The sequence below is a fragment of the Exiguobacterium profundum genome, from assembly GCF_001909285.1.
GTDB lineage: Bacteria > Bacillota > Bacilli > Exiguobacteriales > Exiguobacteriaceae > Exiguobacterium > Exiguobacterium profundum.
Genome location: NZ_MRSV01000001.1, coordinates 1,695,639 through 1,720,777, shown reverse-complemented (window position 1 = coordinate 1,720,777; position 25,139 = coordinate 1,695,639). Strand labels below are relative to the sequence as shown.

The window sequence follows — 25,139 nt, the reverse complement described above, 5'->3', positions numbered from 1 at the left end:
GAGGAGGACTTCAAAATGAAATCATCAACATGGCAAACTTTTTTTCAATTATTCAAAATCGCGAATCCTCCGAAAAATCTATTTGTCGGAGCCATTCTGATCTCGCTCCTTCAAGCCGTCGCCTCACTGGCCATTCCGCTCATTTTGCAACGTGTGGTCGACCGGTGGAGCAGCGACTTATTGACACCAGAATGGATCATCTATTTCGTCATCGCATTTTTGATTCAGGTCATCACGAGTGCCGTTTCGATTTATTGGTTACATATTGTGGGGCAACGGGTCGTTGCCAATTTACGCACGACCTTGTGGGACCATCTCGTCAAACTGCCGATTCCATTCTATGACGGTATCAAGTCAGGGGAACTGGTGTCTCGGTTGAACAACGATACGACGACGCTTCAACAGTTATTGTCCGAACAAAGTGTCAGGTTGTTGACCTCTCTTGTCTCGGTCATCGGTGCCGTCGCCATCTTGTTCACACTCGATTGGCAAATGACACTCGTCATCTTGTTCTCTGTTCCGACCACACTCATCATTGTCATACCGCTCGGAAGAAAGCTACGTATCATCGCAAAAGAGACACAACAAGAACTCGGAAGTCTTTCCGGCTTCTTCGCCGAACTACTCGGTGAGATTCGACTTGTCAAATCACAAGCGACGGAACAGATGGAAGTGAGTACCGGCAAAGCAAAAATCGAGACACTGTTCGATTACGGGGTGAAAGAAGGACGAATTCAAGCGATCCTCATCCCCCTTCTCAATGTGACGTTGACCGGGATGTTGATTGCCATCCTCGGGTTTGGCGCATATCGCGTCTCGACCGGAGCTTTATCAACGGGCGAACTACTCGCCTTCATGCTCTATCTCTTCCAAATCATCACGCCCCTCATCACGATGAGTGAATTCTTGACGAGACTTCAAAAGGCGCGTGGAGCTACGGAACGGATTGCTGAATTGCTCGAAGTCAGTCCCGAACCATACAGCACACATGAAGAAACGATTCATCAGACGGCACTCTCATTCGAAGACGTTGCTTTTCATTATGGCACTGAACCCGTCATCCAAGGATTGACACTTCAAGTGTCACCGGGGGCGACAACCGCCATCGTCGGACGGAGTGGTGCAGGGAAAACGACACTTTTCTCACTTGTCGAACAGTTCTACACACCGACGGCAGGGACGATTCGATATGGAAATCGAGAGATTCAAACATACGGGCGTGATACTTGGCGTCAAATCATCGGATATGTCGCTCAAGATTCCCCCGTCCTTTCGGGATCTGTACGGACAAACATTGTGTACGGACTTCAACATGAAGCGAGTGATGATGAAATCAAAGTGGCCTGTGAGATGGCCAACGCATGGTCATTCATTGAAACGATGCCAGAACAGCTCGATACGGAGATTGGTGAGCGAGGTATCCGTTTGTCTGGCGGGCAGCGCCAACGGCTTGCTATCGCACGTGCGTTATTAAGAAATCCACAGATCCTATTGCTCGACGAGGCAACATCAAGTCTAGATTCAGAATCAGAACGCGTGGTCCAAGAAGCGTTAGACCGCCTGATGGTCGGACGAACGACGCTTGTGATTGCCCACCGACTCTCGACTGTCAGACATGCCGACCAGATAGTCGTCTTAGAAGATGGACGAATCAGCGGGATCGGGAAACATGAGCAACTTTTAACAGAGAACGCACTATATCAGCGACTCGTTTCACAACAATTATTAGGGGGACAAGCCACATGAAAACAATCGGATTTATCGGGCTCGGGGTCATGGGCCAATCGATGGTACGTAACTTGATGAAACACGGATTTGAAGTGCAAGCATACACACGGACGAAAGAGAAGGCAGCCGCATTGTTAGAGGAAGGTGTGACATGGTGTGATTCGGTACGGGACGTTTGCCGAGATGCCGATGCCATCATCACGATTGTCGGCTATCCGTCCGATGTCGAATCCATCTATTTTGGCGAAGGGAACATTCTTGATTCGGCAGAACCAGGTACATTATTGATCGACATGACGACGTCCTCACCGAAACTGGCTGAACGGATAGCCGAGACTGCCATTGAGCGGAGTCTCCTCCCACTTGACGCTCCGGTCACGGGAGGCGATGTCGGAGCCAAAAATGGAACGCTGTCGATTTTAGTCGGTGGGGGTGAATTCGCCTTCAATAAAGCGAAGCCTTTATTTGAAGCGATGGGACAATCGATAGAACGAATGGGATACGCAGGAAGCGGTCAATATGCGAAACTTGCCAACCAAATCGCCATTGCCGGAATCATGATGGGGAATGCCGAAATGTTAGCGTTCAGTAAACGAGCTGGAATTGACCCAGAGGCACTCGTTCGTACGATTCGTGGTGGGGCAGCAGGTAGCTGGACGCTTGAAAACTTGGTTCCACGCATGATTGCCGAAGATTATGCACCTGGCTTCTTCATCAAACACTTTATCAAAGACATGACACTCGCTATCGAGAGCGCACACGATCTACAAGTGACATTACCAGGTCTCGAGCTCGCACATCGCCTCTATTCAATTCTTGAAAAGAATGGATACGGAGAGAATGGCACGCAAGCACTGATCGAGTATTATCTTCATCAAGACGTTTGAAACCGGATGTTTGTGGAATTAGTAGGAGTGAAGGAGGCGATTTTCGTGCCATGGAATATGAAAGACTATCAAGAATCACTGAAAAACTTCGATCCACTTGTAAAAAAGAAAGCCATTGATATCGCGAACGCATTACTCGCGCAAGGCTACTCTGAGACGAAAGCGATCCCCATTGCCAAAGAGCAAGCAAAAAAGTGGCATGCGGATGCGACGGAAGAGGAAAAACAAGATTTTGAAGACGCCCCAAACCCCAAAAAGTCAGATCAGCACGGAACATAAAACAACCGGTCGGGTTATCCGACCGGTTGTTTTGCTTGATAGGAGGCATTTAACTCTAAATAGAGTCCAGAAATCGCCGTTTGAAGATATGGTGTGACAAAGATATAAGCTAAGCCTCCAGTAAGAAGGACGAGCGCATACCATCCGATAAAACTCGCATAGAGCTTTAACATCGTCTGTTTGTGCCCTTTCATCATTTGGCGGCTTTTTCGCATCGCCTGGAATGTAGATAGGTCCGGCTCATCTCGCATGATAAATGGCGCGATGCGATACGTCAAATAGAACCAGACACCAGGTACAATCAGCAAAAGCATCAGAACGTTTAGACCTAAATAGAATACCGCATAATAGACCACGGCACGTGAATAGTCTTTAAGTGAACCGAACGATTCAATCAACAATCCGAACGTTGGCTTTTCATCTTTCGCCACCTGGAGAAACACCCAATTTTTCCCGAGCTCGATAGGTGCGAGCAGAACCGTCGCCCCGTAAAGAAGCGCCACCGATGTCAAAAGAACTTCGGGGTCGTTCGCCGAGAGATCAAGTCGGGTCGTGATCATCGCTTGAATGACCATGACAGTTAAGACTACGAGTAATGAAATGCCCCACTTCCCTGATAGCATTCGTAGCGCATATTGTTTGTAAACGGAAGATTGCATGAATTCACCTACATTTATTGTTTTCTCACATTATAGCAAAAAAACAGTCTTCCGACTGTTTTCCGCATTGGCTCATCCAAGAAGTTGTTTGAACTTCACTTCATCGAGCTGTCCATTCGTTCGTACGCCATTTCCTATGTGTACCATCGCTACGTCAAGACGTTCTTGAAGAATCGGTAACGTTTCCACCGTGATCCCTGCACCAGGCAAAATTGTCATCTCGGCCTGTTCCTTCAAGGCTATCAAGGTTTCGATTCCTTCTAGTACAGTTTTGGCACCGCCTGAAGTAAGGAGAATATCTACTTCCGGATATTCATTCAACACATCCATCGCTTCAAAGACATCACGTGATGCATCAAAAGCACGGTGGAACGTGAGCGTCATTTCCCCTTTGTGCTTGATCACTTCCCCTAAGATCCGCTCGTCAATCGCGCCATCCTGTGTCAATGCACCGAATACGATTCCATCGACACCTAGCTCACGGCATAGACCGATATCCGCAAGCATAGTCTCGACATCATCCTCATTGAAATGGAACGAATGTGTATGGGGTCTTATCATCACATGCACCGGAATCGACACATGTTCGACCACATTTCGAATCGTTCCAAAACTTGGTGTGATGCCCCCGTTTTCCATATCCGCAATCAGTTCGAGTCGTTTCGCACCGAGTTGCTCAGCCTGAATAGCTTCCGTTAGTGTAGTGACAATCACTTCTACATTCATTTAATCGCTCCCTTTACGGTGCGAACTTCCAGTCCACACCATGTTCGGCTAAGACGCCTTTGAAATCTTGAGGCTCCGGAAAATCAGAGATAATCGCAAAAACCTTCGAAAAATCACAGACGCGATACCGTTTTTGTTGATTTAGTTGGGTATGGTCCGTCAGTAAGAACGTCTCGCGACTTTGTGACATCACCGATTGGGTGATACTGGCGAGGCCGAAAGCGTCACATGTTAAACCTAGTGATGCGTCGACCCCTTCGACGGACAAAATGGCAAGGTCGAACATATATGTCTGTAGTTGCGCCAGGACCTGCTCACCTGTCGTCACGAGATGTTTCGGGTCGATTGTACCACCTAATAGCTGAATTTCGCCACCAAGCACACCTTTCGCCCGCTGTTCAAACAACGCCTTCGCCACCGTCAACGATGGCGTCACGACCGTCACATTGCGACCACGTAGCCGAGAAGCCACTTGCTCTGCCGCGACCCCGTGTCCGATATATAATAATGTATCATCTGGAATCAACTGAAATGCGGTATAGGCGATCCGACGAATTCCATCCATGTTTGCAATCACGATAGGCTGAAAGGACATGCTCTGATGAAGGACCGCTCCCCCGTATACACGTTTGATTCGATGTTCTTTTTTTAATTCTTCTAAATAACGGCGAATCGATTCCCCCGATACGTTCAAACGCTCGATTAACTCGCTTGTTTTTACTTTGCCTTCTCTTTCGATCCATTCTACAATTTTCTGTTTACGCTCTTCACCGATTAAAGACACGTCCCTGCCTCCTCCACAATAATCTTTCCTTTTCTAGTGTAACGAACGCATGTAAATTTAACGTAAATTGAAAGTAAAGAACGAGCAAATCCAACATGTTTTTGTTTCTTTTTTGTGTAAATCAACAAAAAAAAACAAAAAAAGGCACGCCCTTCACGGACGTACCTGCATGAGTCATGATTTCGGCTTGTGTTGAAACAGCGGAACTTTTGGTTCTTTCCCAGCACGTATACGTTGCCAATTGGTACGATGCTTAATAATAATGAACAATGCGAGTGGCACGATGACGATCAGGGGTAACCAATCTTTCGTCACGATGCTATAAGTCGTTGCCGTCACAAGTCCCACCACGGCGGCAGCCATCGAGGAGAGGGATACCATGCGCGAGGTGAGGAGAGTCACGATAAATGTACCGACGACGACAAAGAAGAACCATGGGAAGGCTGCCAACAAAACACCACCGCTCGTCGCAACCGATTTTCCACCTTTGAATTTCGCAAAGACAGGATAAGAGTGTCCAATCACTGCCGGAATCCCGGCAAGAAGCAGGCTCATCTCGCTTCCGAACAGTAGAGGCAGCAATGCAGCGACAAGACCTTTCCCCATGTCACCGAGTAAGACGAGGATTCCTGCCTTCTTTCCTAATACACGAAACGTGTTCGTCGTTCCCAGATTGCCGCTCCCATGTTCTCGAACGTCTACGCGATAGCCGAGCTTGCCGATGATGAGGGCAAACGGAATGGCACCAAGTAAATAACTTAAAATAATAATCATGATTTCTGTCACATATGGCATCGCAATTCCCCTTATTTCACAAATTCCGCAATATAGCGATCATATGGCTGATTCAATGCATGTACCTGTTTCGCATGCTCAATACCGATATAGCGTAAGTGCCATGGTTCGTACATATATCCGGTTTCTTCCTCAAAGGCTTTTTGGTAACGGATGATAAATCCATACTCGTGAGCATGATCTGCCAGCCATTTTCCTTCAAGCGTCTCACCGAGACTTTGAGTCAGTTGATAGTTGACCGAGGCGCTCGATACGTCAATCGCAAGTCCTGTTTGATGTTCAGAATGACCTGGTGGTGCGGAATATTTCATGGCTTGCTCTTTGCCATCTCGTTCGACATAAGCATTGAAGAGATTGACTTGATAGGCGTATGAACGGAACGCACTCGTCCCTTTCAAATCAATTCCTGCTGCTTTTGCACCTTTCATTAAACCTTCAATCGCCTGAGCAGCTTCTTTACGTAACATTCGACGTTCACCGACTGTCGAGTCGACAAAATCAATGTTCGCCTCTACCAAATCACTCGGCTGATAGTCGGCGGGTAATGCAATTTTCTTGTTTACAAGAATCAATTCATCTAATTCCAAATTGGCCACACCATCCGTTTCAATCGGTTGACTAGGTGCCACAGGTTCTTCCTCTACTGGTTCGGTCGGCTGTTCAGACTCGTCCGACGTCTCCTCCTCAGAAGGTGACTCGGTGACTGTCTCATCTTCACGATCCAAAGTCGGTTCATTTGGTTCTGTCTCTTGTTCATCTACTGTTGATGACTGTGTTGTTGGTTCTTTCGGTTCAACTTGCTCGTTTGTCGTACAACCGGCTAACATGAACGTCAAGGCGCCGCAAACCATCAAAATCGATGGATAACGCATGCGATCTTCCCCTAACTAGATAACAAAAAGTACCGTCAAGATATGATACCACACTGACGGTACGAAGACAGAAGATTCTTAAACAGGGTTCATGACGTTCAAATACATTTCATGCCATTTCGGGAACTCTCGATCAAGTCGAATCGGTTTGAAGTCGCCTCGTTTGACGACGACATGCGTTGTAGTCGCTGTGCCAACAAGTTCTCCATGTTGATTCGTCAACTCATAGCCATAAATCGTTCTGATTTTTGAATATTGATCGACCCATACACGAACATGAACCGTATCACCATACGTCACGCTACGCTTATAGTCCATGGATACATTTGTCACAGGAGAGACAAATCCCGCTTCTTCCATATCTTTATACTCGACACCTAGTTGTCGTAACAATTCCGTGCGCGCAATCTCTAAATAAACTAAATAGTTGGCATGATAGACGATGCCCATCATGTCCGTCTCTTGATACCTTACTGGGATTTGAACCGTGTGCATTGAATCATCCTTCTTTCCTAAGAAAAGTATATTATAACTTACTCTTAATATCTACTACTAATAATTGCTGGAGTGACACATTCTCATCCTCCGTCGACACTAAACGATAGGACTGACGAGCAATCGATTCATCGATAACAGATAGAGCGGTGCGCGCGTTCGCATGTTTGATGTCTTGTAAGCGAGTAGCTAATGCTTCAAGCGCATCTTCCTCCATCACATATCCGAACTGACTTGCGTAGTTTTTTGCGATGTCTACTAACTGTTCTTGCGTATAGTCAGCAAAATGAATCGTCCGTTTCATTCGGCTACTAAGACCAGGGTTGGATTCAATTAATCGGCGCATCGGACCTTCGTAACCGGCAAGGACGACGACAAGATTCTCGCCATGTTTCGGCATTTCATCAACGAGTGTATCGATTGCCTCCCGGCCATAGTCGTTCGCCCCGCCGTTCAAACTATAGGCCTCGTCAATTAGCAAGACGCCGCCAAGGGCGTCACGGATCGCCGCTTTCGTTTTTTGAGCTGTCTGTCCCACATAGCCACTAACTAAATCTGCACGACTGACGACATTGACATGGCCTCGCTTCAAATAACCTGTCCGTTTCAACATCTGAGCATACAGATAGGCAAATGTCGTTTTTCCGGTACCGCTGTTTCCGGTTAATGTCACATGGAGCTGGACCGGCGCCGTCTTCAAACCGAGCGCTTTTCGTTTCTTCTGTATCTTGATGAGCGCTTCAATTTCAGCCAGTTGTGCTTTTGCATCTTCCATGCCGACAAGGTCATCTAACGATGTCGGACTCGATTCATCATCTGGCTGATCAAAGTCTTCTTCAGTCAAGAGCGCCATTTCGTCTAACGGAGCATCTGCACCGAAGCGGGAACCCTTCTTAAACATCGCATCAAGTAAAATGTTATGGACAGTCCGAGCATTTCCGAACGTCGAGTCGACCCGTTCTCTGTCGATTCGAGCAAGAAGTGATCGTTTCGCCTCTTCCGTCAGCACGTAATTGTTCTCTTGTGCCACTTTCTCCCCGATGGTGACCAATTCTTCGTCACGGTAGTTCGGTAACTCGTAGTGATTCGACTCAGGGAATCGTGAGCGTAAACCGGGGTTCGCCAAGAGGAAATGACGCATTTCTTCTGGGTAGCCAGCTAGAATGACGACGAACTTGCCAGCATATTCGCCACTCGTCATCGCGGCGACGAGCGTATCGATGGCCGCTTGTCCGTAATCACTGCCACTCGCATCCTGACGCTTCAATGCGTATGCTTCATCGATGAATAAGACACCACCTTCTGCCTCTTTCACCTTGTTCATTACCTGCTCTTCCGTTTGCCCAACATAGGCACCGACAAGGCTCGAACGGTCTGCCTCGACAAGGTCCGGGCGTCCTAATAAGCCGAGTTCAAAGTAAATTTCGGCCATGAGTCTTGCTAATGTCGTCTTCCCGGTTCCTGGATTCCCTGTAAAGACGAGATGAAGGGATGGTTGATGTTTTGAAGAAAAGCCGGCCTTCTCTCGTTCTTTTTGGAAAAGAAGGAAGCGATACCACGCTTTTACACGTGCTTTGATGTCATCGAGCCCAATCATGTCTTCAAGTGATTCAATCGCACTTGAACGTGCCTCGGTCGGACGGTCTGGTAGTAGCTTACAAATCGTGTGTAGTCGTTCTTTCACAAGGGAAACGCGCTCCCCGAAACGATGAAACGCTTCACGACTGAAATAGTTCCCTTGCATGGATGCGAGCAAGGAGGCGGTATCATCTTCAAGAGATGCGACCTCTTGCATCGCTTCGATGATCGCTTCAAACAGGTTTTCCAATTGTCCGCGCCATTCAGAATCACGTAAATCAGACTTCGCAGTCTCCACCTCATCATGGAGTTGGTCAAGTTGATCGAGCAACGCTGACGTTTTTGACTCGTACTCTGTTAAGATTTGAACCTTCATCGAGGCGTAATCGGCCTCTCGTAAGGTTGGCCAGTCGATTTGAAGCGCCTGTTTCGAACGACGCAACTGCTCATTCAGTTGAAACAGACGAAGCTCTGGAGGAAGTGCGTTCATCGCCTCCAACTCTTTTACCCAGCGGTTGAGTAACGGGTCCATCGTTTCCTTTTGTTTGAGCCGATGTGTTGCGAGCAGCCGCAAGGAACGAATTAATTCTTCTTGGTGCTGAGTCGCACGAGACCAATGTGCGTAAGATAACAAAGCCGCCTCGTTTACTTTTTCTCCAGCTTCCCAGTTCGTCAAGTCCGTTTGAACTTGTTCCACTTGAATTTGTTTCATCTTGTTCTCCCTTTCAGACGACAAGGGAGCCGACATCATGTCTGCTCCCCATCGGATTATCTTGATTCAAACGATGTCATCCGAATCGAATGGAATAACTTCCCGTTATTCCGCGATTCTGCCGCGAGCAAGATTCGTTCGTGCGCATCGACATAATATGTGACAGTCTCTTTATTTTCTTCTTCACTAAAAATCGATGGATAGTTTTCAATCCACTCTTCCGGAACGGTCTCAGCCGATTCTGATTTCACATACGCTTGCGCGGTACGTCCGACCAAATCGGTTTCGCCTTCACTTGAACCGAGCGTCCCGTCATCGAGCCATTTACGAATCTGTTCGTTCGTTGCACGTGACAAGAATGGATGAGGTGCGACTGCTCCGGAGTTCGTCTCCTGTCGAAGAACTTCTTCCCCGTCCGGATTGAACTCTAAGTAGGTCTCTCCATCCCATTCAGCTTTCGCGCCAACATTTGGACCCGTCACGACTTCAGATACAAAATGTCCATCCTCATCATAAGTGACAAGATACTCTCGTTCTTCGAGCTCTTCGCCTTCTTTTGGAAGTTTGCGTTCTTGATATCCGATCACGACATTCGAGTAGAATGGTTCGACTTGCTCCTCCTCTTCCCCGCTCAAATCCATGAGCACATAGAAGTTATAAGCGAGTAATGCCCCGACAATGAGGATGCCAGCCAATATCACCCAGCTCAACCGTTTTTTTATCTGTTGTTTCATAGCCTATCCTCCTCGTTTCTTCACTTACTATCCTACACTAGCGAGAAGGACAAGCAAAATATTTTTGACCGAAAAAGGGCCTCATCTGAGACCCTTTCGAATTAACCTAGTTTATCTTCATCTTTCTTTTGCATCTCTAGCCATTTATCTCGTTCATCCGGTTCGTCGGTAAGATCCTTGAATAAGGCAATCATCATAAAGATGAGCACGAAGATGAATGGGAAGGCTGCGAGAATCGCAACAGCTTGTAGAGCATCTAATCCACCAGCATACAACAATACGGCTGCGATTGATGATTGGATGATTCCCCAAGTCATTTTAATCCCCATCGGCGGGATAAGCTTCCCGTTCGATGTAAGCATACCGAGGACGTATGTCGCAGAGTCGGCCGATGTAATAAAGAATGTCGAAATCAAGAAGATGGCGATTACACTGAGAAGCGTCCCAAAACCACCGAACGTTTCAAACAGTGCGAACAGCCCGACTTCAGTACCGATTTCGTTTACTTGATCAATTAAGCTATATCCTCCGAACAAATCAGCCCAGATGGCCGAACCGCCGAAGACGGAGAACCATAATAATCCGAATGATGTCGGGACAAGTAAGATTCCGATGATAAATTCCCGAATCGTACGCCCTTTCGATACACGTGCGATAAACGTTCCGACGAATGGTGACCAAGAAATCCACCAAGCCCAGTAGAAGATGGTCCAACCGTTCACCCATTCACGTTCAACGGGTTCAAATGCGGCTGTACGGAAACTCATGCTCGGGAGCTGCTGCAAATAAGTTCCGACTGTTTGTGTGAACAAGTCGAAAATGAAAGCTGTCGGTCCCGCAAACATCGTCGCTACAAGTAGGACAATTGCCAAGAATATATTCGTATTACTTAAGATTCGAATTCCTTTGTCAAGACCTGTCGAAGCACTGATCATGTAGAGCACCGTTACGACGGCAATGATGATCAACTGTGTCACGAAAGCGTTCGGTACCCCAGGGATGAGGTAATGAAGGCCACCGGCAATTTGCTGAGCACCAAAACCAAGTGAAGTCGCTACCCCGAATGCAGTCGCAATGACCGCAAGGATATCGACCGTTTGCTTCACGGGTTGTTCGTAGCGGTTATGGACGAGCGAACCGATTGTCTCCCCAATCGTCGCGGGACGACCTTTTCTAAACGTCGAATATGCGATGGCGAGCGCAATCATTGCGTAAATCGCCCATGGATGGAGACCCCAATGGAAAAATGCATAACGCATAGCAGTCCGTGCATCTCCTTCAGGTGTAGGGGAAGCGAATGGTGGTGAGTGGAAGTGGAGCAACGGTTCAGCCGCTCCCCAGAAGATGAGTCCAATTCCCATCCCGGCACTGAATAACATGGCAAACCATGATAAATAACTAAATTCTGGACGATCTGTATCCTTTCCAAGTCGAATCGAACCATATCTTGAAAAGATTAAAAAGATGGCAACCAGTAAAAACCCGGTGGCGCTCAAGAGATAGAACCAACCCATCCCGTTTGAGAGCCAGCCTTGTAACGTACTCGTCACGTTTAATAGACTGGCATTACCTAATAAACTCTCGGGGAAAAGTCCCCAAATCGTAAATAAGCCAGTTATGATTGCAGATACGACGAATACGGTCGTCACACGGCTTTTTCGTTCCATAAAATCACTCCTATTTAATTTTCTATTTTCATATACGTTTTCCACCCTAACATACTTTTGAAACAAGTCACAACCCTATGTGTACATAAATGTGTTGTTTACCGTCCAATAGATAGGTGTCTTGTCATCCAGTTGTTTCTTTGGGCTCCAGTGAAACAATCAATGTTTCATCGACCACATAGTAAGGTCTTTTTGGCAACGTTTTTAAATAACCCCCCTCTCGTAAACAGGTCAAATCGAGTTGAAGCGCGTTCTGAAATTTTTGTAACGGTAATTTCTTCTCCTGGTCCATATACAGATCGAGTGCCCGTTGCACTTGATCCATTTCATAAATGACGTCGCGTTCATCTTCCGGTACGATATGAAACGTCTCTTTTGACATGAAGAAACGTTGTTTCGGGATTCCCGAAAGGTGATGTTTCAAGCGTTTGGTGTCGATTTCTTGCGAGTCATCCAGTAGGACGGTGCGATTCACACCTTTTGGCAGTGTCTGTTCATATTCGTGAATCGCATGACGCAATTCTGAAAGGGTGATATCAATTTCTCGATCCGGTTCCACCTCTTTTTGTTGTTTTAATCGTTTCCACCAACTCTTTCCGAGCTTCTCTTTCTTATCCATAAGCGCACCCCTCCCTGTCTTCCTGTTCCCGAATCTTTTAAAACTTTCACCTTAAAATTGCATATTCATGAAAAAAACCTTCCTTTTTTTAAAGGAAGGTCATGGACTAGCACTTATTTCAATTTGTTACGGAGAACCATTTGCAGGATTCCACCGTGACGGTAGTAATCAATTTCAACTTCAGAGTCGAAACGAGCGATGACTTTGAACTCTGTCACCGTTCCGTTTTCATGTGTCGCTTTTGCGTTCAAAATATCGCGCGGACGTACAGACTCATCGACTTGAATATCAATTGCTTCTTCACCAGTCAATCCGAGTGATTCAGCCGATTCCCCGTCTAAGAACTGAAGCGGGAGCACACCCATCATGACAAGGTTCGAACGGTGAATCCGCTCGAAACTTTGTGCGATGACCGCACGGATTCCAAGAAGATTCGTCCCTTTCGCTGCCCAGTCACGAGATGATCCCATTCCGTAATCATTTCCTGCAAGGACAACAAGACCTGTTCCCTGTTCCTTGTACTTCATAGCCGCATCATACATTGGCATGATTTCACCAGTTGGCCAGTACGTCGTAAAGCCACCTTCAGTTCCTGGAGCAACTTGGTTGCGGATACGAATGTTTGCGAACGTACCACGCATCATGACTTCATGGTTACCACGGCGAGAACCATATGAGTTGAAGTCGATTGGCTCTACCCCTTTAGAAAGGAGGTATTGACCGGCTGGTGTCGTCTTCGAGAATGATCCAGCTGGCGAGATGTGGTCGGTCGTAACCGAATCCGCAAACTTCCCGATGACACGTAAGCCATTCAATGCATGAACCTCGCCCGCTTCTGGTTCGAGTTGTTCGAAGAACGGTGGGTTTTGGATGTATGTCGACTCATCTGAGAAGTCATACAAGTTTCCTTCCGGAACATCGAGTGCGTTCCAACGCTCGTTACCAGTGAAGACCGTTTCGTACTCTTTACGGAATGCTTCTGGTGATACGACGTCTTGGACAACCATTTTGATTTCATCGTTTGATGGCCAGATGTCTTTGAAGTATACTTCATTTCCATCTTTGTCTGTACCGAACGAATCATTCATAATGTCGAAGTTGACTGACCCGGCAAGAGCGTAAGCGACGACGAGCGGTGGTGATGCCAAGAAGTTTGCCTTCACGAGCGGGTGAACGCGCCCTTCAAAGTTACGGTTACCAGAGAGGACTGACGACACGAGCAAGTCGTTTTCTGTGATCGTATCTTCGACTTCACGGTCAAGCGGACCAGAGTTTCCGATACATGTCGTACAACCGTATCCGACCGTGTTGAAGCCAAGTTCGTCCAAGTAAGAAGTCAAACCAGCCTTATCCAAGTAGTCCGTTACGACTTTCGAACCTGGTGCGAGTGATGTCTTCACGTATTTCGGAACGGTTAAGCCACGTTCAACGGCTTTCTTCGCAACGAGTCCAGCACCGACCATGACGTATGGGTTCGACGTGTTCGTACAGCTTGTGATGGCTGCAATCGCAACATCTCCCGTACTCATGTCGACTGCGCCGTCCTCGTACTTGACTGTCGCCGTTTTGTCGAGTTCAGAACGGTCAAGTCCGAAGCCACTGTTTCCTGCAGGAGCACTCAAGCTATCGATGAACGATGTTTGAACGTCTGAGAGGTTGATTCGGTCTTGTGGACGTTTCGGACCCGCAAGTGAAGGCTGGACTTTCGACAAGTCGAGTGTCAACACTTTTGTGAACGTTGGATCAGCTTGATCTGGTGTATAGAAGAGATCATTCGCTTTAGAGTATTCTTCGACGAGTGAAATCAACTCTTCAGAGCGACCAGTCGTACGCATGTAGTTCAATGTTTCCGTATCGACCGGGAAGAATCCACATGTCGCACCATATTCAGGCGCCATGTTTGCAATCGTCGCACGGTCTGAAAGTGGCATCGTGTGGAGCGACGGTCCGAAGAATTCAACGAATTTCCCGACAACTTTTTCATGACGTAGCATCTCTGTCACGACGAGCGCCACATCTGTCGCTGTCACACCAGGGTTTACTTCACCGATGATTTTGACACCGACGACGTCTGGCACTGGGAAGTATGATGGTTGACCGAGCATGCTTGCTTCCGCCTCGATTCCGCCGACACCCCAGCCAAGAACACCGAGTCCGTTGATCATCGTTGTGTGCGAATCCGTTCCGACGAGTGAGTCTGGATAAGCAACTGTACCTTCTGCATCATTCTTCTCGAGGACGACAGATGCCAAGTACTCCAAGTTTACTTGGTGAACAATCCCCGTTGCAGGTGGTACGGCACGATAGTTGTCAAATGCCGTCTGAGCCCAACGTAAGAACTTATAACGTTCTTCGTTACGTTCAAATTCGATGTCCATGTTTTTCATCAATGCGCCAGCGAAACCATATGCATCTACTTGAACTGAGTGGTCGACGACGAGATCGACAGGAATTTCTGGGTTGATTTTGTTCGGGTCTCCACCGAGGTCTGCCATCGCTTTACGAAGTGAAGCAAGGTCTACGACCGTCGGTACACCCGTGAAGTCTTGAAGTACGACACGTGCCGGTTTGAACGGTACGTCAATGTCTTTCGAGACGTCGGCAGTGCCCCATTTTGCCAAGTTCTCGACATGTTCTTTCGTGATGGCACGCCCGTCTTGTTGACGGAGAACCGATTCAAGAAGAACGCGAATCGAATACGGAAGACGGCTGATGTCCGTCAATCCTTCTTCTTCCAATTTTTTCAAACGATAAAAATCATACGATTGCCCGTTCGCTTCGAACTTTGTCCGAGATGCGAAGGCGTCTAAAACATTCGTCTGTTCCATTGCAATTTCCCCCTTTTTTAAAGCGCCGACCACACGACAATGCGTAATCGCTTACTTTTCACATATTTATCATAATACAAGTATAGCGTGACGTAAAATACATTCCGTCACAAATTAGTCATAAGTAAAACTTATCAAAACTAAAACGACTTACTTCACAACAAAAAAACACCTCAGAAACGAGGTGTTTACATCTTATTCTTCCGTACCGATCTCTTCGTTGACGTCAAGTGCCTCAACAAGCGTCAAGTCATCTGCGTGACGCTCAGCGAACCGTTCATATGTGAACTCGTTCGCGAACAGGAAGACCGGACGTTCCCAACGGTCTGTAACGAGCATGTTCCGTGAATCTTGGAACGGTTTCAATGCCTTCAACTCTTTATCTTTGACCCAACGAGCAACGCTATATGAGACTGGTTCCATTCGAATATCGACGCCATATTCATTGTTTAAACGATATTCGAATACCTCGAATTGAAGTTGTCCGACCGCGCCAAGATAAATCTCGTTATATTCGTTGCGATACACTTGAATCGCCCCTTCTTGCGCAAGCTGTTCTACCCCTTTGTGGAAGTGTTTCGACTTGAGCGAGTTGACCGGCGAAACGCGCATGAACAATTCCGGTGGGAAAGTTGGCAGCGCCTCAAACGCAATCTTCTGCTTCGATGTGGTGATGGTATCTCCAATTTGATACGTCCCAGAATCATAGATCCCGATGACATCACCAGCAAACGCTTGGTCGACTGTTTCTCGATCGTTCGCCATCAATTGTGTCGATTGGCTCAATTTTATCTTTTTCCCAGTACGAGTGAGCGTCACATCCATCCCACGCTCAAACACACCTGAACAGATGCGTACAAAGGCGATGCGATCGCGGTGTGCCGGATTCATGTTCGCCTGAATCTTGAAGACGAATCCACTGAAGTCTTCTGATGTCGGATTGATTGGACCGACGTTCGACTTACGTGCCTCAGGAGCCGGAGACATCTCTAAATAGTGATTCAAGAACGCAGTCACGCCAAAGTCGACGAGCGCTGTTCCGAAAAATACCGGTGTCAATTTACCGCTCTGGATCGCCTCGACATCAATCTCGTTCCCCGCTCCATCGAGAAGGTCGATCTCATCGCGGAGGTTCATCAAGTTCTCTTCCGACAAATGATCGGCGAGAATCGGATCGTTCACTCCGTCCTCACCCAGTTGAAGTGTCGACTTCTCCCCACGGAACAAGTGGACCTCATTTTTTTTTTGGTCGTAGACACCTTCAAACTGCATTCCACTTCCGATTGGCCATGTAATCGCGACAGAAGGCATGCCTAACACTTCTTCGAGCTCTTCCATCAATTCAAGCGGATCTTTTGCCTGACGATCCAACTTGTTCATAAATGTGAAGATTGGAATCCCACGCATCCGACAAACTTGGAATAGTTTTTTCTTCTGTGTTTCAATCCCTTTCGCAGCATCAATGACCATGACCGCGCTATCGACTGATGTCAACACTCGATACGTGTCTTCACCGAAGTCGTTGTGTCCTGGTGTATCCATGATCGATACAACCTTGTCTTGATAGATGAATTGCATGACAGACGATGTGACCGAGATCCCACGTTGTTTCTCGATTTCCATCCAGTCAGATTTTGCGTGTTTTGAGTTTTTGCGCGCCTTGACCGTACCTGCCTCGCGAATCGCACCACCGTGCAAAAGTAATTTTTCTGTTAATGTTGTTTTCCCCGCATCCGGGTGAGAGATAATGCCGAATATCCGACGTCTCTCGACTTCCTGTTTCAATTGGCTCATATAGGATAGACCTTTCCTTTCTCGTCTCAGTTCATGCTTATTCTCGTAGCAACGCTATCTATTCTAACGAAATCAATTCGGTTCGTCTATCCTAATGGGACGTACGCCTTTTGCAAATGGATTCTTTTTTGTATACTAACGATGAAAGCAAGTGAATGTATAGAACGGGGGAAAGACGATGCCAGAAAACTTGATGATGTATTTCATTGTATTCTGGGGATTCGTCATGATTGGACTCATGACGATTGGCGGGTACTTCATGTTTCGTAAGTTTTTAAAACGAATGCCAAAAGAAGATGGACGTTCCCTACTTGACATCGAAGATGATTATATAGAAAGAACGCGTCATCTCTGGACTCCGGAGACGCGGACGCTATTAGATCGTCTCGTCACACCGGTACCCGAGTTGTTCCGCGACGTCGCGATCCGAAAAATCGCAGGTAAAATCGGTCAATTCGCGCTTGAATCGCGTGCAAAAAAAATGACGACCGAACTTGTGGTAAAGGGTTACATCGCCGCAACGCCGAAGCGCGATCACAAGTTCTTAAAGAAAGCGCTAACCGAAGAACAGATTGATTGGACGCCATATGAACACTATTTTCAGCAGTAGACTCTATCTCATTCAGATAGAGTTTTTTATTTGTCGAATTGTGCGATTCGCCTAATGGGTCAAAAGTACCTTTTCTCGAGCTTTATATTACATCGAAATAACGTTCACGAATTAGACAATATTGAAAACGCTTACAGTAAATTGGTATGACCAATATTAATATAACGTCTTTCATTTCGACACGAAAAAAAGGAATGACTGAATTGTTTTTCACAACGCATAATGGATTTATCTTACAGTCAAGGAGGGTCTATTATGCATGATGTAACACAAGTTTCACAAGCGACAAGCCATCAATCTGCCCACATGATTACCGAACATGAGACATTTCATCGGATAAAAAAGGAAAAAAATCGCTTCATCGTTCCAGCTATCATCTTCTCACTCATCTTTTATTTCACACTCCCGATTCTGACGAGCTATACGACGATCTTGAATACACCACTCATCGGGGACGGGGACATCACTTGGGCTTGGGCGTTCGCCTTTTCCCAGTTCATTATGACCTGGACACTTTGTGTACTTTATAGTCGACGTGCCCGTCGCTTTGACGCACTCGTCGAACAATTGAAAGACGAGGTGAGATCATGAATTGGACCGCAATCGCCCTCTTTATCGCCATTGTCGGACTCACGCTAGTGATTACATACTTTGCAGCAAGAAAAACAAAAACTGCCAGCGATTTTTATACGGCAGATGGTGGATTGACCGGATTTCAAAACGGTCTTGCCATTGCAGGCGACTATATGTCTGCCGCATCGTTTCTCGGAATTGCAGGTATGATTGCGCTTGCGGGATTCGATGGGTTTTTCTATTCAATCGGTTTCCTCGTTGCCTATCTCGTTGTCCTCTATCTCGTCGCCGAACCATTGCGAAATCTTGGGAAATATACGATGGCAGACATGATTGCGGCACGTTTTAACAAGCCTCGCGTACGTGGTGTCGCAGCGATGAATGCGATTGTCATCTCCATTTTTTTTTTTATTGCGCAACTCGTCGGAGCGGGTGCTTTGATTGAACTGTTACTCGGAATCCCTTATACGACAAGTGTCGTCGTCGTCGGAATCTTAATGACAGTCTACGTCGTTTTCGGTGGCATGACGGCCACTTCTTGGGTACAAATCACAAAAGCCGTACTTCTGATGATTGGGACGGCAATCATTTCATTTCTCGTGTTCGCTCGTTTTGATTTCTCCGTCACGACGATGTTTAATGAAGTCAGCAAAGCGACCCCACTCGGAAGTGACTTCTTGAACCCTGGGAACAAGTTCAAGCTACCGCTCGATACCATTTCATTAAACATGGCGCTCGTGCTCGGTACGGCAGGGCTCCCTCATATTCTGATTCGCTTCTTCACCGTCAAAGATGCACCGACTGCTCGGCAATCCGTCGTCTATGCGACATGGATCATCGGTGCATTTTATATCTTGACCATTTTCCTAGGATTCGGTGCCGCAGCATTCGTCGGACGTGATGCCATTCTCGCCGCAAACCCTGCCGGCAACATGGCGGCCCCTCTTCTCGCGCAAGTGCTCGGTGGTGACCTCTTGTTCGCTTTCGTTGCCGCAATCGCGTTCGCGACAATTCTTGCCGTTGTCGCTGGACTCGTACTGTCAGCTGCTTCCGCCTTCGCCCATGACTTCTACGGACATATCATTCGTAAAGGGGAAGCGACAGAAACTGAACAAGTGAAAGCCGCGCGAATCGCTTCAGTTGCGGTCGCCCTCGTCTCAATGGGACTAGCCTTTTTCGCGCAGTCGATGAACGTGGCATTTCTTGTCTCGCTCGCTTTCGCCGTTGCGGCGAGTGCGAACTTACCTGTTATCCTCTTTACGATTTTCTGGAGACGCTTCAATACAGGTGGCGCCATTTGGGGAATGGTCGTCGGCTTGTTCTCCTCACTGATTCTAGTCGCACTCAGTCCGAACCTGTGGGCTCCGGACGGTTCGGCCATTATTCTCGGTGAAGCCCTTTTCCCGCTATCCAATCCCGGGATTGTATCAATCCCCCTTGGTTTCATCGCTGCCGTGATTGGTACACTGGTCACGAAATCAGATGAAGTTGCTGGCAACTATGAACGCGTACTTGTCAAGGCGAACACCGGAATCGACGCGGAGACAGAAGTCGCCGCTACGAAAGCAGATTAAATAAAAATGGAGTGGCTCAACGCCACTCCATTTTTACGTGATTGCGATTCGTTTATATTTTTGATACATGGCGATTCGCCACGGGACAATCATCCCCCAAGCAATCAAATAGAACAATCCGCCTGTAGAGAATAGATCGACCTCATGACCGACCCAAACCTTCATTGCTGTACGGATGGCAAGGAGTGCGAAAACGACCACAAAAAATGCTTTCGATCGCGAGAGATACACTTCGCCGTCCCGTTTTTTAAAATTGGATGTCTTAATCAAAAACAGACTGAAGATGAGTCCGACCGCAAGGGCCTCAGCCACTTCGACCCATGATAAGCGAAACGCGGGAATCAAAAACTGAATCATCCCGGTCGTCATCGCAAGTGGTGGAATTAAAATTTTCTTCGCATTCGTCGGCTTTGCCGATGCTTTTACACGAACAAAGCTCGCTACGATACCCATTAACAACGCGACGAGAGTCGACCCCCATAACATTGACATCTCGGTCAACCCCTTAAAATCCGGTGAATCCGACAAGCTCGCTCATCCATGCAGCGAACCGATTCATTCCGTCAAAATATAATAGTACGCCGAACGCCATCATCAAATAGCCTCCGACTTTTGCTACTTTTGCACTGTTGCGTGCTAAGTATTTGATCTTGCCAACGAATGCGACCATTACCAAAAATGGAATTGCAAACCCGATGACATACGCCAACATATAGCCGAGTCCTTGACTCGGGTTCGTGGCGGCTAGTGCGATCACACCAGCTAAAATTGGACCTGTGCACGGTGTCCAGCCTGCCGCAAATCCAATACCAATTAAAACGGTTCCAAAATAACCGCTCTTTCGTTCGCCGATATCCATTTTCTTTTCACGCATCATAAATTGCGGTTGCCATAAGCCCGCCAAAAAGACGCCGAACACGAAAATCAAAATGGCGCCGAACATGCGTAGACTGTCCTTATATTGGATGAAGACGTCTGCAATCAATGAAGTCGACAATCCTAGTACGAGAAAAAAAAAAGAAAAACCGAATAAGAACGAAAATGTGTGGAACCAAGCTGTACGCTGTTTTAATCCTTCATTTTTTAACTCAGATACGGAAACCCCAGTAATATACGAGAGAAAGACCGGATACAACGGGAGCGTACATGGTGACAAGAACGATAAGACGCCCGCCCCAAATGCGAGCCATAATGTGACTTCCATGACGATTTCCACCTTTCACGACCATTATAGCGAAAACCTATTTAAATTGCTCGAATCTTTTCTTTCAAACCGCAACATCATTTTGTAATTTTTGAAATGGAAATGAAACTTGTCATCTGTAAACGGAGGTGCTAAGATTTGGATATTCCAGTTCACAAAATTCTAATTTACATGATGGGGGAACGAACGTGGCAGTCACCGCAGCAGATACACTACACCAAGCCATTGAACAAAAACGTGATGAACTGTATAAAATCGCGTCAAAGCATTCTTGGACCTCACCCGAAGTCATTTCAGTAAGCCAAGAACTTGACTCTCTAATCACTCGTCATGTCCTATCAAAGCATAATAAAGAGCAACTTCATTCTTGAAACTTGACGGCTCGTCACCTTGTGTGACGAGAATTTTCCATGGAAAAAGGACACCTGAATAGGTATCCTTTCCAAATCAAGACATCAGACGTTGTCCGGATTGCAGTTCATACATCTTTTTGTACAGTCCGTCTTGTTTCAATAACTGTTGATGATTGCCGCGTTCCACGATTTCACCACGATGCAAGACCAAAATTAAATCTGCATCTTGAATCGTCGACAGGCGGTGGGCGATTGCGATTGTCGTCCGACCACGACGCATCCGATCGAGCGCGGTTTGTACACGCTCCTCTGTTTCGGTATCGATCGAGCTCGTCGCTTCATCGAGAATAAGCACTTTTGGATTACGTGCGACCGTACGGGCAAATGCGAGCAATTGACGCTCCCCGCTTGAGAACGTCGCTCCACGCTCTCCGACGACATGGCCATAGCCAGCGTCCAACTTTTCAATGAATGTATGCGCTTGGACGAATTCAGCAGCTTCACGCGCGCGCTCAGAATCGATGACTGGATTGAACAGCTTCAAATTCTCTTCGATTGTTCCCGTAAATAAGAATGGGTCTTGTAGGACAAGCCCGACTTGTTGACGAAGCTCTTGCTCCTCGAACTGTTCGAGCGGTTGCCCGTCAATCGTGATGCGACCAGATTCATATGGATAAAAACGTGTCAACAAATTGATGATTGAACTCTTACCGCTCCCAGTATGACCAACGAGCGCAACCGTCTCACCTGGTTTAGCAACGAAAGAAATCTGTTTCAACACGTCAACTTCTCCGTCGTAACTGAATGTCACATTTTCGAACCGAACTTCCCCATCAGTGATTCGTGCTTCACCAGGCATCTGTTTACCTGGAGCCGGTTCATCCGTATCTAAAATTTTGAAGACACGGTCGGCCGATACGACGGCTTGTTGAAATTCGCTTAATCGTTGCATGATATCAAGCACGGGACGGAAAATACGTTCAATATAGCTGATGAAAGCATACACGACCCCTACTTGAACTTGTTCACTCATCGAGAGTACCCCGTAATAACCGAGCAGACCGATGATGGAGAAGGCGAGAAGCAATTCGATAATCGGGCGGAGTAACATGCTATCGAGTTTTAAGTTCCGATATCGTGCCTCCTGATGCGCTTCGTTCGTCTCTTCGAACTGACGAATGAGACGCTCTTCTTGACGAAATTGTTGAATGATGCCCATCCCATTGATGGATTCGTTCAACTGGGCGTTGAGTTGTGACAACAAATCCCGCACTTGCGCGAAATATTTCGTCGAGAAACGACGATACGCCCAAATGATAAGCCAGAAGAGAGGCAACAAGATTAGTCCCATCGTCGCGAGCGGGGGCTCCAAGATGTAGAGGAAGATATACGTCCCAATCAACTGAACGGCAGACTGAACGAACGTACTCATCACCCCGACATAGAGCTCTTTTACGGCCTCCGTATCATTCGTGATACGCGATACAAGGACTCCCGCTGGTGTGCGGTCAAAGTAGGCAAGTCGCATCCCCATAACGTGACGGAAGATGTCCATCCGAATGTTTTGCACAATTTTTAAGGCGATTTTTTGAAAAGATATGGATTGCAGATAGTCAAATACAATCGCCGACAAATGAAGCACAAAAAAAAAAACAAAAAGAGCGATGACCCAGTTCGTCGGGTAGACACCTGGTGTGACGAATTCATCGATAAACACTTTGATTAGAAACGGTCCTGCCAACTTTGCACCTGTCGCAATCAAGAGAAATACGAAGGCAACACTTAGCGGTTTTCCGTACCGTTTCGCGTAACTGAGCAGGCGCTTGATGACTTGCCATTCTTGGACATCATGTTTCATCGTGTCCCCCCCCTTCTACAATCGCTTCAAGTTGCTGACGATCATATGTCTCACGATACCAGCCCGTCTCTTGAAGCAATGCCTCATGGCGACCTCTTTGAATGATGTTTCCGTCCTCAATCACGAGAATCTCGTCAGCGTGTTCTACAGCCGAAAGACGATGTGCGACAATGACGCGCGCCTGATCTGGATTACCGACTCGAAAATGCTCGATAATCGACTCTTCCGTTTTCGCATCGACCGCAGATAGCGCATCATCTAATATCAATACATCCGCCGCTGTCATGAGCGCCCGCGCGATGGAAATCCGTTGTTTTTGTCCTCCTGATAATGTGACTCCACGTTCACCGACGAGTGTCGCATATCCTTCCGGAAGACGGACAATATCTTCATGCACCTCAGCAACCTTAGCTGCTTCGATGATTTCTTCCATGCTCGCTTCAGGCCTTCCGAACGCGATATTGTTCGCAATCGAATCCGAGAACAAGAAATGATCTTGTGGAACTACCGCAATTTTATCCATCAGAAGTGATTTTTTCTCTTGGCGGATGTTGATCCCACCGATTTTAATCTTTCCATCTTTCACATCATACTCACGCGTCAATAGACGGACAATCGTCGTCTTCCCTGCACCTGTTCTGCCGACAATCCCGATTGTTTTTCCACGTTCAATCCGAAAATGGACATTGTGGAGCACAACGGTCTCATCATAGGCGAAGTTTCGAATATCGACCTCCACCTCTGAATGAGAAAGGGTCGTCGCAGCCATGCGGTCGTCTTGAATCTCAGGTTTGACGGCGAGCATTCGCTCAATTCGGTCGTAAGACGCGCGTCCACGCTCCACGATATTGAACAACCATCCAAAGGCTAACATCGGCCATGTCAACAGTGCCAAATAAGCTGTGAAGCTGACAATCTGTCCAATCGTCAATTCGCCTTGTTCAATCAAGACGGCTCCATACCCGACCGAAAGGATATAAGACAATCCGACAATTCCGAAGATGGTCGGGTCGTATAAGGCATCAATCTTCGCGACTCGTACGTTTTTCGCCATGACTTCACTCGATAAGTTCTCAAACGATTCCACATCCCGATTGACTTCCCCCGTCGACTTTAAGACACGGACGCCACTGACGCTTTCCTGCACTTTGTCATTCAATTCTGAAAATGCCGCTTGGGCGACCCCGAATCGGCTATGTAACATCTTTCCATATCGCGTTGTCAAAGCGACCATGATTGGTAACGGTAGTAAGGCGACGAGCGTCAATTTCCAGCTGATTGTTGTAATCATCGTGATGATGACGAACGTCCCAAGTGTCACGCTATCGACGAGTGTTAAAATCCCCGCACCGGCCGTCATCGATACGGCTTGTACATCATTTGTCGCATGGGCCATCAAATCACCGACCCGTGACTTTTTATAAAATCGCTGATCAAGATCTGTGAAATGCCGATATAGTTGGCTACGAAGCATTCTTCCTAGACGAATCGATGCGCCGAAGATAAAATAGCGCCAAAAGAAGCGGGCGACATAATTTCCAATCCCAACAGCAGCAAGTCCCCCTAATAACAGCCAGAGTGTGTCGGACGAAAGCGAACCACGGTTAATCTCATCGACAATCCGTCCGATGATGCGTGGTGGAATCAGTTCTAGACCAGCCACGAAGATCAGTAAGACGATGCCGAGCGCGTACGTCTTCCAATCAAGACGCAAAAACCAAGATAATTGTTTGAATACACGAATGTGAAACGCCCCCCTTTGTCTTTAGATGAAGATTATTCATTAATCGTAGCGAAAGTTTGTTCGATT

At 47.1% G+C, this 25,139-nt stretch carries 23 protein-coding genes; 7 read left to right on the top strand and 16 right to left on the bottom strand.

Features of this window, described 5'->3' with window-relative positions:
- Positions 1 to 15: 15 nt before the first annotated feature.
- Genes BBB58_RS08930 through BBB58_RS08920 form a run of 3 tightly spaced genes read left to right on the top strand, consistent with a single transcriptional unit; the run spans position 16 to position 2,894 of the window.
- Entirely contained in the window at positions 16 to 1,746 is a 1,731-nt protein-coding gene (locus BBB58_RS08930; RefSeq protein ID WP_074036896.1) for an ABC transporter ATP-binding protein, read from the top strand.
- The gene (locus BBB58_RS08925) at positions 1,743 to 2,615 is read left to right on the top strand and encodes an NAD(P)-dependent oxidoreductase (protein WP_074036894.1); all 873 of its coding nucleotides are present in this window, start codon (positions 1,743 to 1,745) and stop codon (positions 2,613 to 2,615) included. The genes BBB58_RS08930 and BBB58_RS08925 overlap by 4 nt, the downstream gene beginning before the upstream one ends.
- A 45-nt stretch (positions 2,616 to 2,660) precedes the next feature.
- The gene (locus BBB58_RS08920; RefSeq protein WP_074036892.1) at positions 2,661 to 2,894 is read left to right on the top strand and encodes a DUF2188 domain-containing protein; all 234 of its coding nucleotides are present in this window, start codon (positions 2,661 to 2,663) and stop codon (positions 2,892 to 2,894) included.
- Between the two features lie 14 nt (positions 2,895 to 2,908).
- Here the strand turns inward: BBB58_RS08920 and BBB58_RS08915 are convergent, their stop codons facing one another.
- The 12 genes from BBB58_RS08915 to BBB58_RS08860 form a co-directional block, all read right to left on the bottom strand.
- Positions 2,909 to 3,553, bottom strand: a complete 645-nt coding sequence (locus tag BBB58_RS08915; RefSeq protein WP_074036890.1) for a DUF975 family protein — start codon at positions 3,551 to 3,553, stop codon at positions 2,909 to 2,911.
- 72 nt (positions 3,554 to 3,625) lie between these two features.
- Positions 3,626 to 4,279 carry a copper homeostasis protein CutC gene (locus BBB58_RS08910; protein ID WP_074036888.1) on the bottom strand — a complete coding sequence of 218 codons (654 nt, stop codon included), beginning with the start codon at positions 4,277 to 4,279 and terminating at the stop codon, positions 3,626 to 3,628.
- Between the two features lie 13 nt (positions 4,280 to 4,292).
- A complete protein-coding gene (locus BBB58_RS08905) occupies positions 4,293 to 5,063 on the bottom strand; it encodes a DeoR/GlpR family DNA-binding transcription regulator (protein WP_074036886.1) in 771 nt (256 codons plus the stop codon).
- A 174-nt stretch (positions 5,064 to 5,237) separates the two neighbouring features.
- Positions 5,238 to 5,858, bottom strand: a complete 621-nt coding sequence (plsY, locus tag BBB58_RS08900; protein ID WP_012726437.1) for a glycerol-3-phosphate 1-O-acyltransferase PlsY — start codon at positions 5,856 to 5,858, stop codon at positions 5,238 to 5,240.
- Between the two features lie 11 nt (positions 5,859 to 5,869).
- The gene (locus BBB58_RS08895) at positions 5,870 to 6,730 is read right to left on the bottom strand and encodes a M15 family metallopeptidase (protein ID WP_074036884.1); all 861 of its coding nucleotides are present in this window, start codon (positions 6,728 to 6,730) and stop codon (positions 5,870 to 5,872) included.
- 78 nt (positions 6,731 to 6,808) lie between these two features.
- Positions 6,809 to 7,225 (bottom strand): acyl-CoA thioesterase, encoded by a 417-nt coding sequence (locus tag BBB58_RS08890; RefSeq protein WP_012726439.1) that lies wholly within the window; start codon positions 7,223 to 7,225, stop codon positions 6,809 to 6,811.
- Positions 7,226 to 7,256: 31 nt separating this feature from the next.
- Positions 7,257 to 9,515, bottom strand: a complete 2,259-nt coding sequence (locus BBB58_RS08885; RefSeq protein ID WP_074036881.1) for an AAA family ATPase — start codon at positions 9,513 to 9,515, stop codon at positions 7,257 to 7,259.
- Positions 9,516 to 9,571: 56 nt separating this feature from the next.
- Entirely contained in the window at positions 9,572 to 10,249 is a 678-nt protein-coding gene (locus BBB58_RS08880) for a hypothetical protein (protein WP_012726441.1), read from the bottom strand.
- 101 nt (positions 10,250 to 10,350) lie between these two features.
- Entirely contained in the window at positions 10,351 to 11,916 is a 1,566-nt protein-coding gene (locus BBB58_RS08875) for a BCCT family transporter (RefSeq protein ID WP_012726442.1), read from the bottom strand.
- A 124-nt stretch (positions 11,917 to 12,040) separates the two neighbouring features.
- A complete protein-coding gene (locus tag BBB58_RS08870) occupies positions 12,041 to 12,535 on the bottom strand; it encodes a DUF3939 domain-containing protein (RefSeq protein ID WP_074036879.1) in 495 nt (164 codons plus the stop codon).
- 113 nt (positions 12,536 to 12,648) lie between these two features.
- Positions 12,649 to 15,363 (bottom strand): aconitate hydratase AcnA, encoded by a 2,715-nt coding sequence (gene acnA / locus BBB58_RS08865; protein ID WP_012726444.1) that lies wholly within the window; start codon positions 15,361 to 15,363, stop codon positions 12,649 to 12,651.
- 195 nt (positions 15,364 to 15,558) lie between these two features.
- Entirely contained in the window at positions 15,559 to 17,157 is a 1,599-nt protein-coding gene (locus BBB58_RS08860) for a peptide chain release factor 3 (protein WP_074036877.1), read from the bottom strand.
- Positions 17,158 to 17,335: 178 nt separating this feature from the next.
- On the opposite strand from BBB58_RS08860, the gene BBB58_RS08855 reads away from it, so the two are divergent.
- The 3 genes from BBB58_RS08855 to BBB58_RS08845 all read left to right on the top strand — a co-directional run bounded on the left by BBB58_RS08855 (position 17,336) and on the right by BBB58_RS08845 (position 19,914).
- Positions 17,336 to 17,767: a DUF2621 domain-containing protein gene (locus BBB58_RS08855; protein WP_031423504.1), complete on the top strand. Its 432-nt coding sequence runs from the start codon at positions 17,336 to 17,338 to the stop codon at positions 17,765 to 17,767.
- Between the two features lie 306 nt (positions 17,768 to 18,073).
- Positions 18,074 to 18,358: a DUF485 domain-containing protein gene (locus BBB58_RS08850; RefSeq protein WP_439097893.1), complete on the top strand. Its 285-nt coding sequence runs from the start codon at positions 18,074 to 18,076 to the stop codon at positions 18,356 to 18,358.
- The gene (locus BBB58_RS08845) at positions 18,355 to 19,914 is read left to right on the top strand and encodes a solute symporter family protein (RefSeq protein ID WP_074036874.1); all 1,560 of its coding nucleotides are present in this window, start codon (positions 18,355 to 18,357) and stop codon (positions 19,912 to 19,914) included. The genes BBB58_RS08850 and BBB58_RS08845 overlap by 4 nt, the downstream gene beginning before the upstream one ends.
- Positions 19,915 to 19,947: 33 nt before the next feature.
- On the opposite strand, the gene BBB58_RS08840 is transcribed toward BBB58_RS08845, so the two are convergent.
- Complete coding sequence (locus BBB58_RS08840) at positions 19,948 to 20,400, bottom strand: CcdC family protein (RefSeq protein ID WP_074037919.1); 453 nt, start codon at positions 20,398 to 20,400, stop codon at positions 19,948 to 19,950.
- Between the two features lie 19 nt (positions 20,401 to 20,419).
- Positions 20,420 to 21,118: a cytochrome c biogenesis CcdA family protein gene (locus BBB58_RS08835; protein ID WP_074036873.1), complete on the bottom strand. Its 699-nt coding sequence runs from the start codon at positions 21,116 to 21,118 to the stop codon at positions 20,420 to 20,422.
- 188 nt (positions 21,119 to 21,306) lie between these two features.
- Between BBB58_RS08835 and BBB58_RS08830 the strand changes: the two genes are divergently transcribed.
- A complete protein-coding gene (locus BBB58_RS08830; RefSeq protein ID WP_012726451.1) occupies positions 21,307 to 21,489 on the top strand; it encodes an aspartyl-phosphate phosphatase Spo0E family protein in 183 nt (60 codons plus the stop codon).
- 76 nt (positions 21,490 to 21,565) lie between these two features.
- Here the strand turns inward: BBB58_RS08830 and BBB58_RS08825 are convergent, their stop codons facing one another.
- Together BBB58_RS08825 and BBB58_RS08820 are read right to left on the bottom strand one after the other, a co-directional pair.
- Entirely contained in the window at positions 21,566 to 23,329 is a 1,764-nt protein-coding gene (locus BBB58_RS08825) for an ABC transporter ATP-binding protein (protein ID WP_074036871.1), read from the bottom strand.
- Positions 23,319 to 25,073, bottom strand: a complete 1,755-nt coding sequence (locus tag BBB58_RS08820) for an ABC transporter transmembrane domain-containing protein (protein WP_074036869.1) — start codon at positions 25,071 to 25,073, stop codon at positions 23,319 to 23,321. The genes BBB58_RS08825 and BBB58_RS08820 overlap by 11 nt, the downstream gene beginning before the upstream one ends.
- Between the last annotated feature and the right edge of the window lie 66 nt (positions 25,074 to 25,139).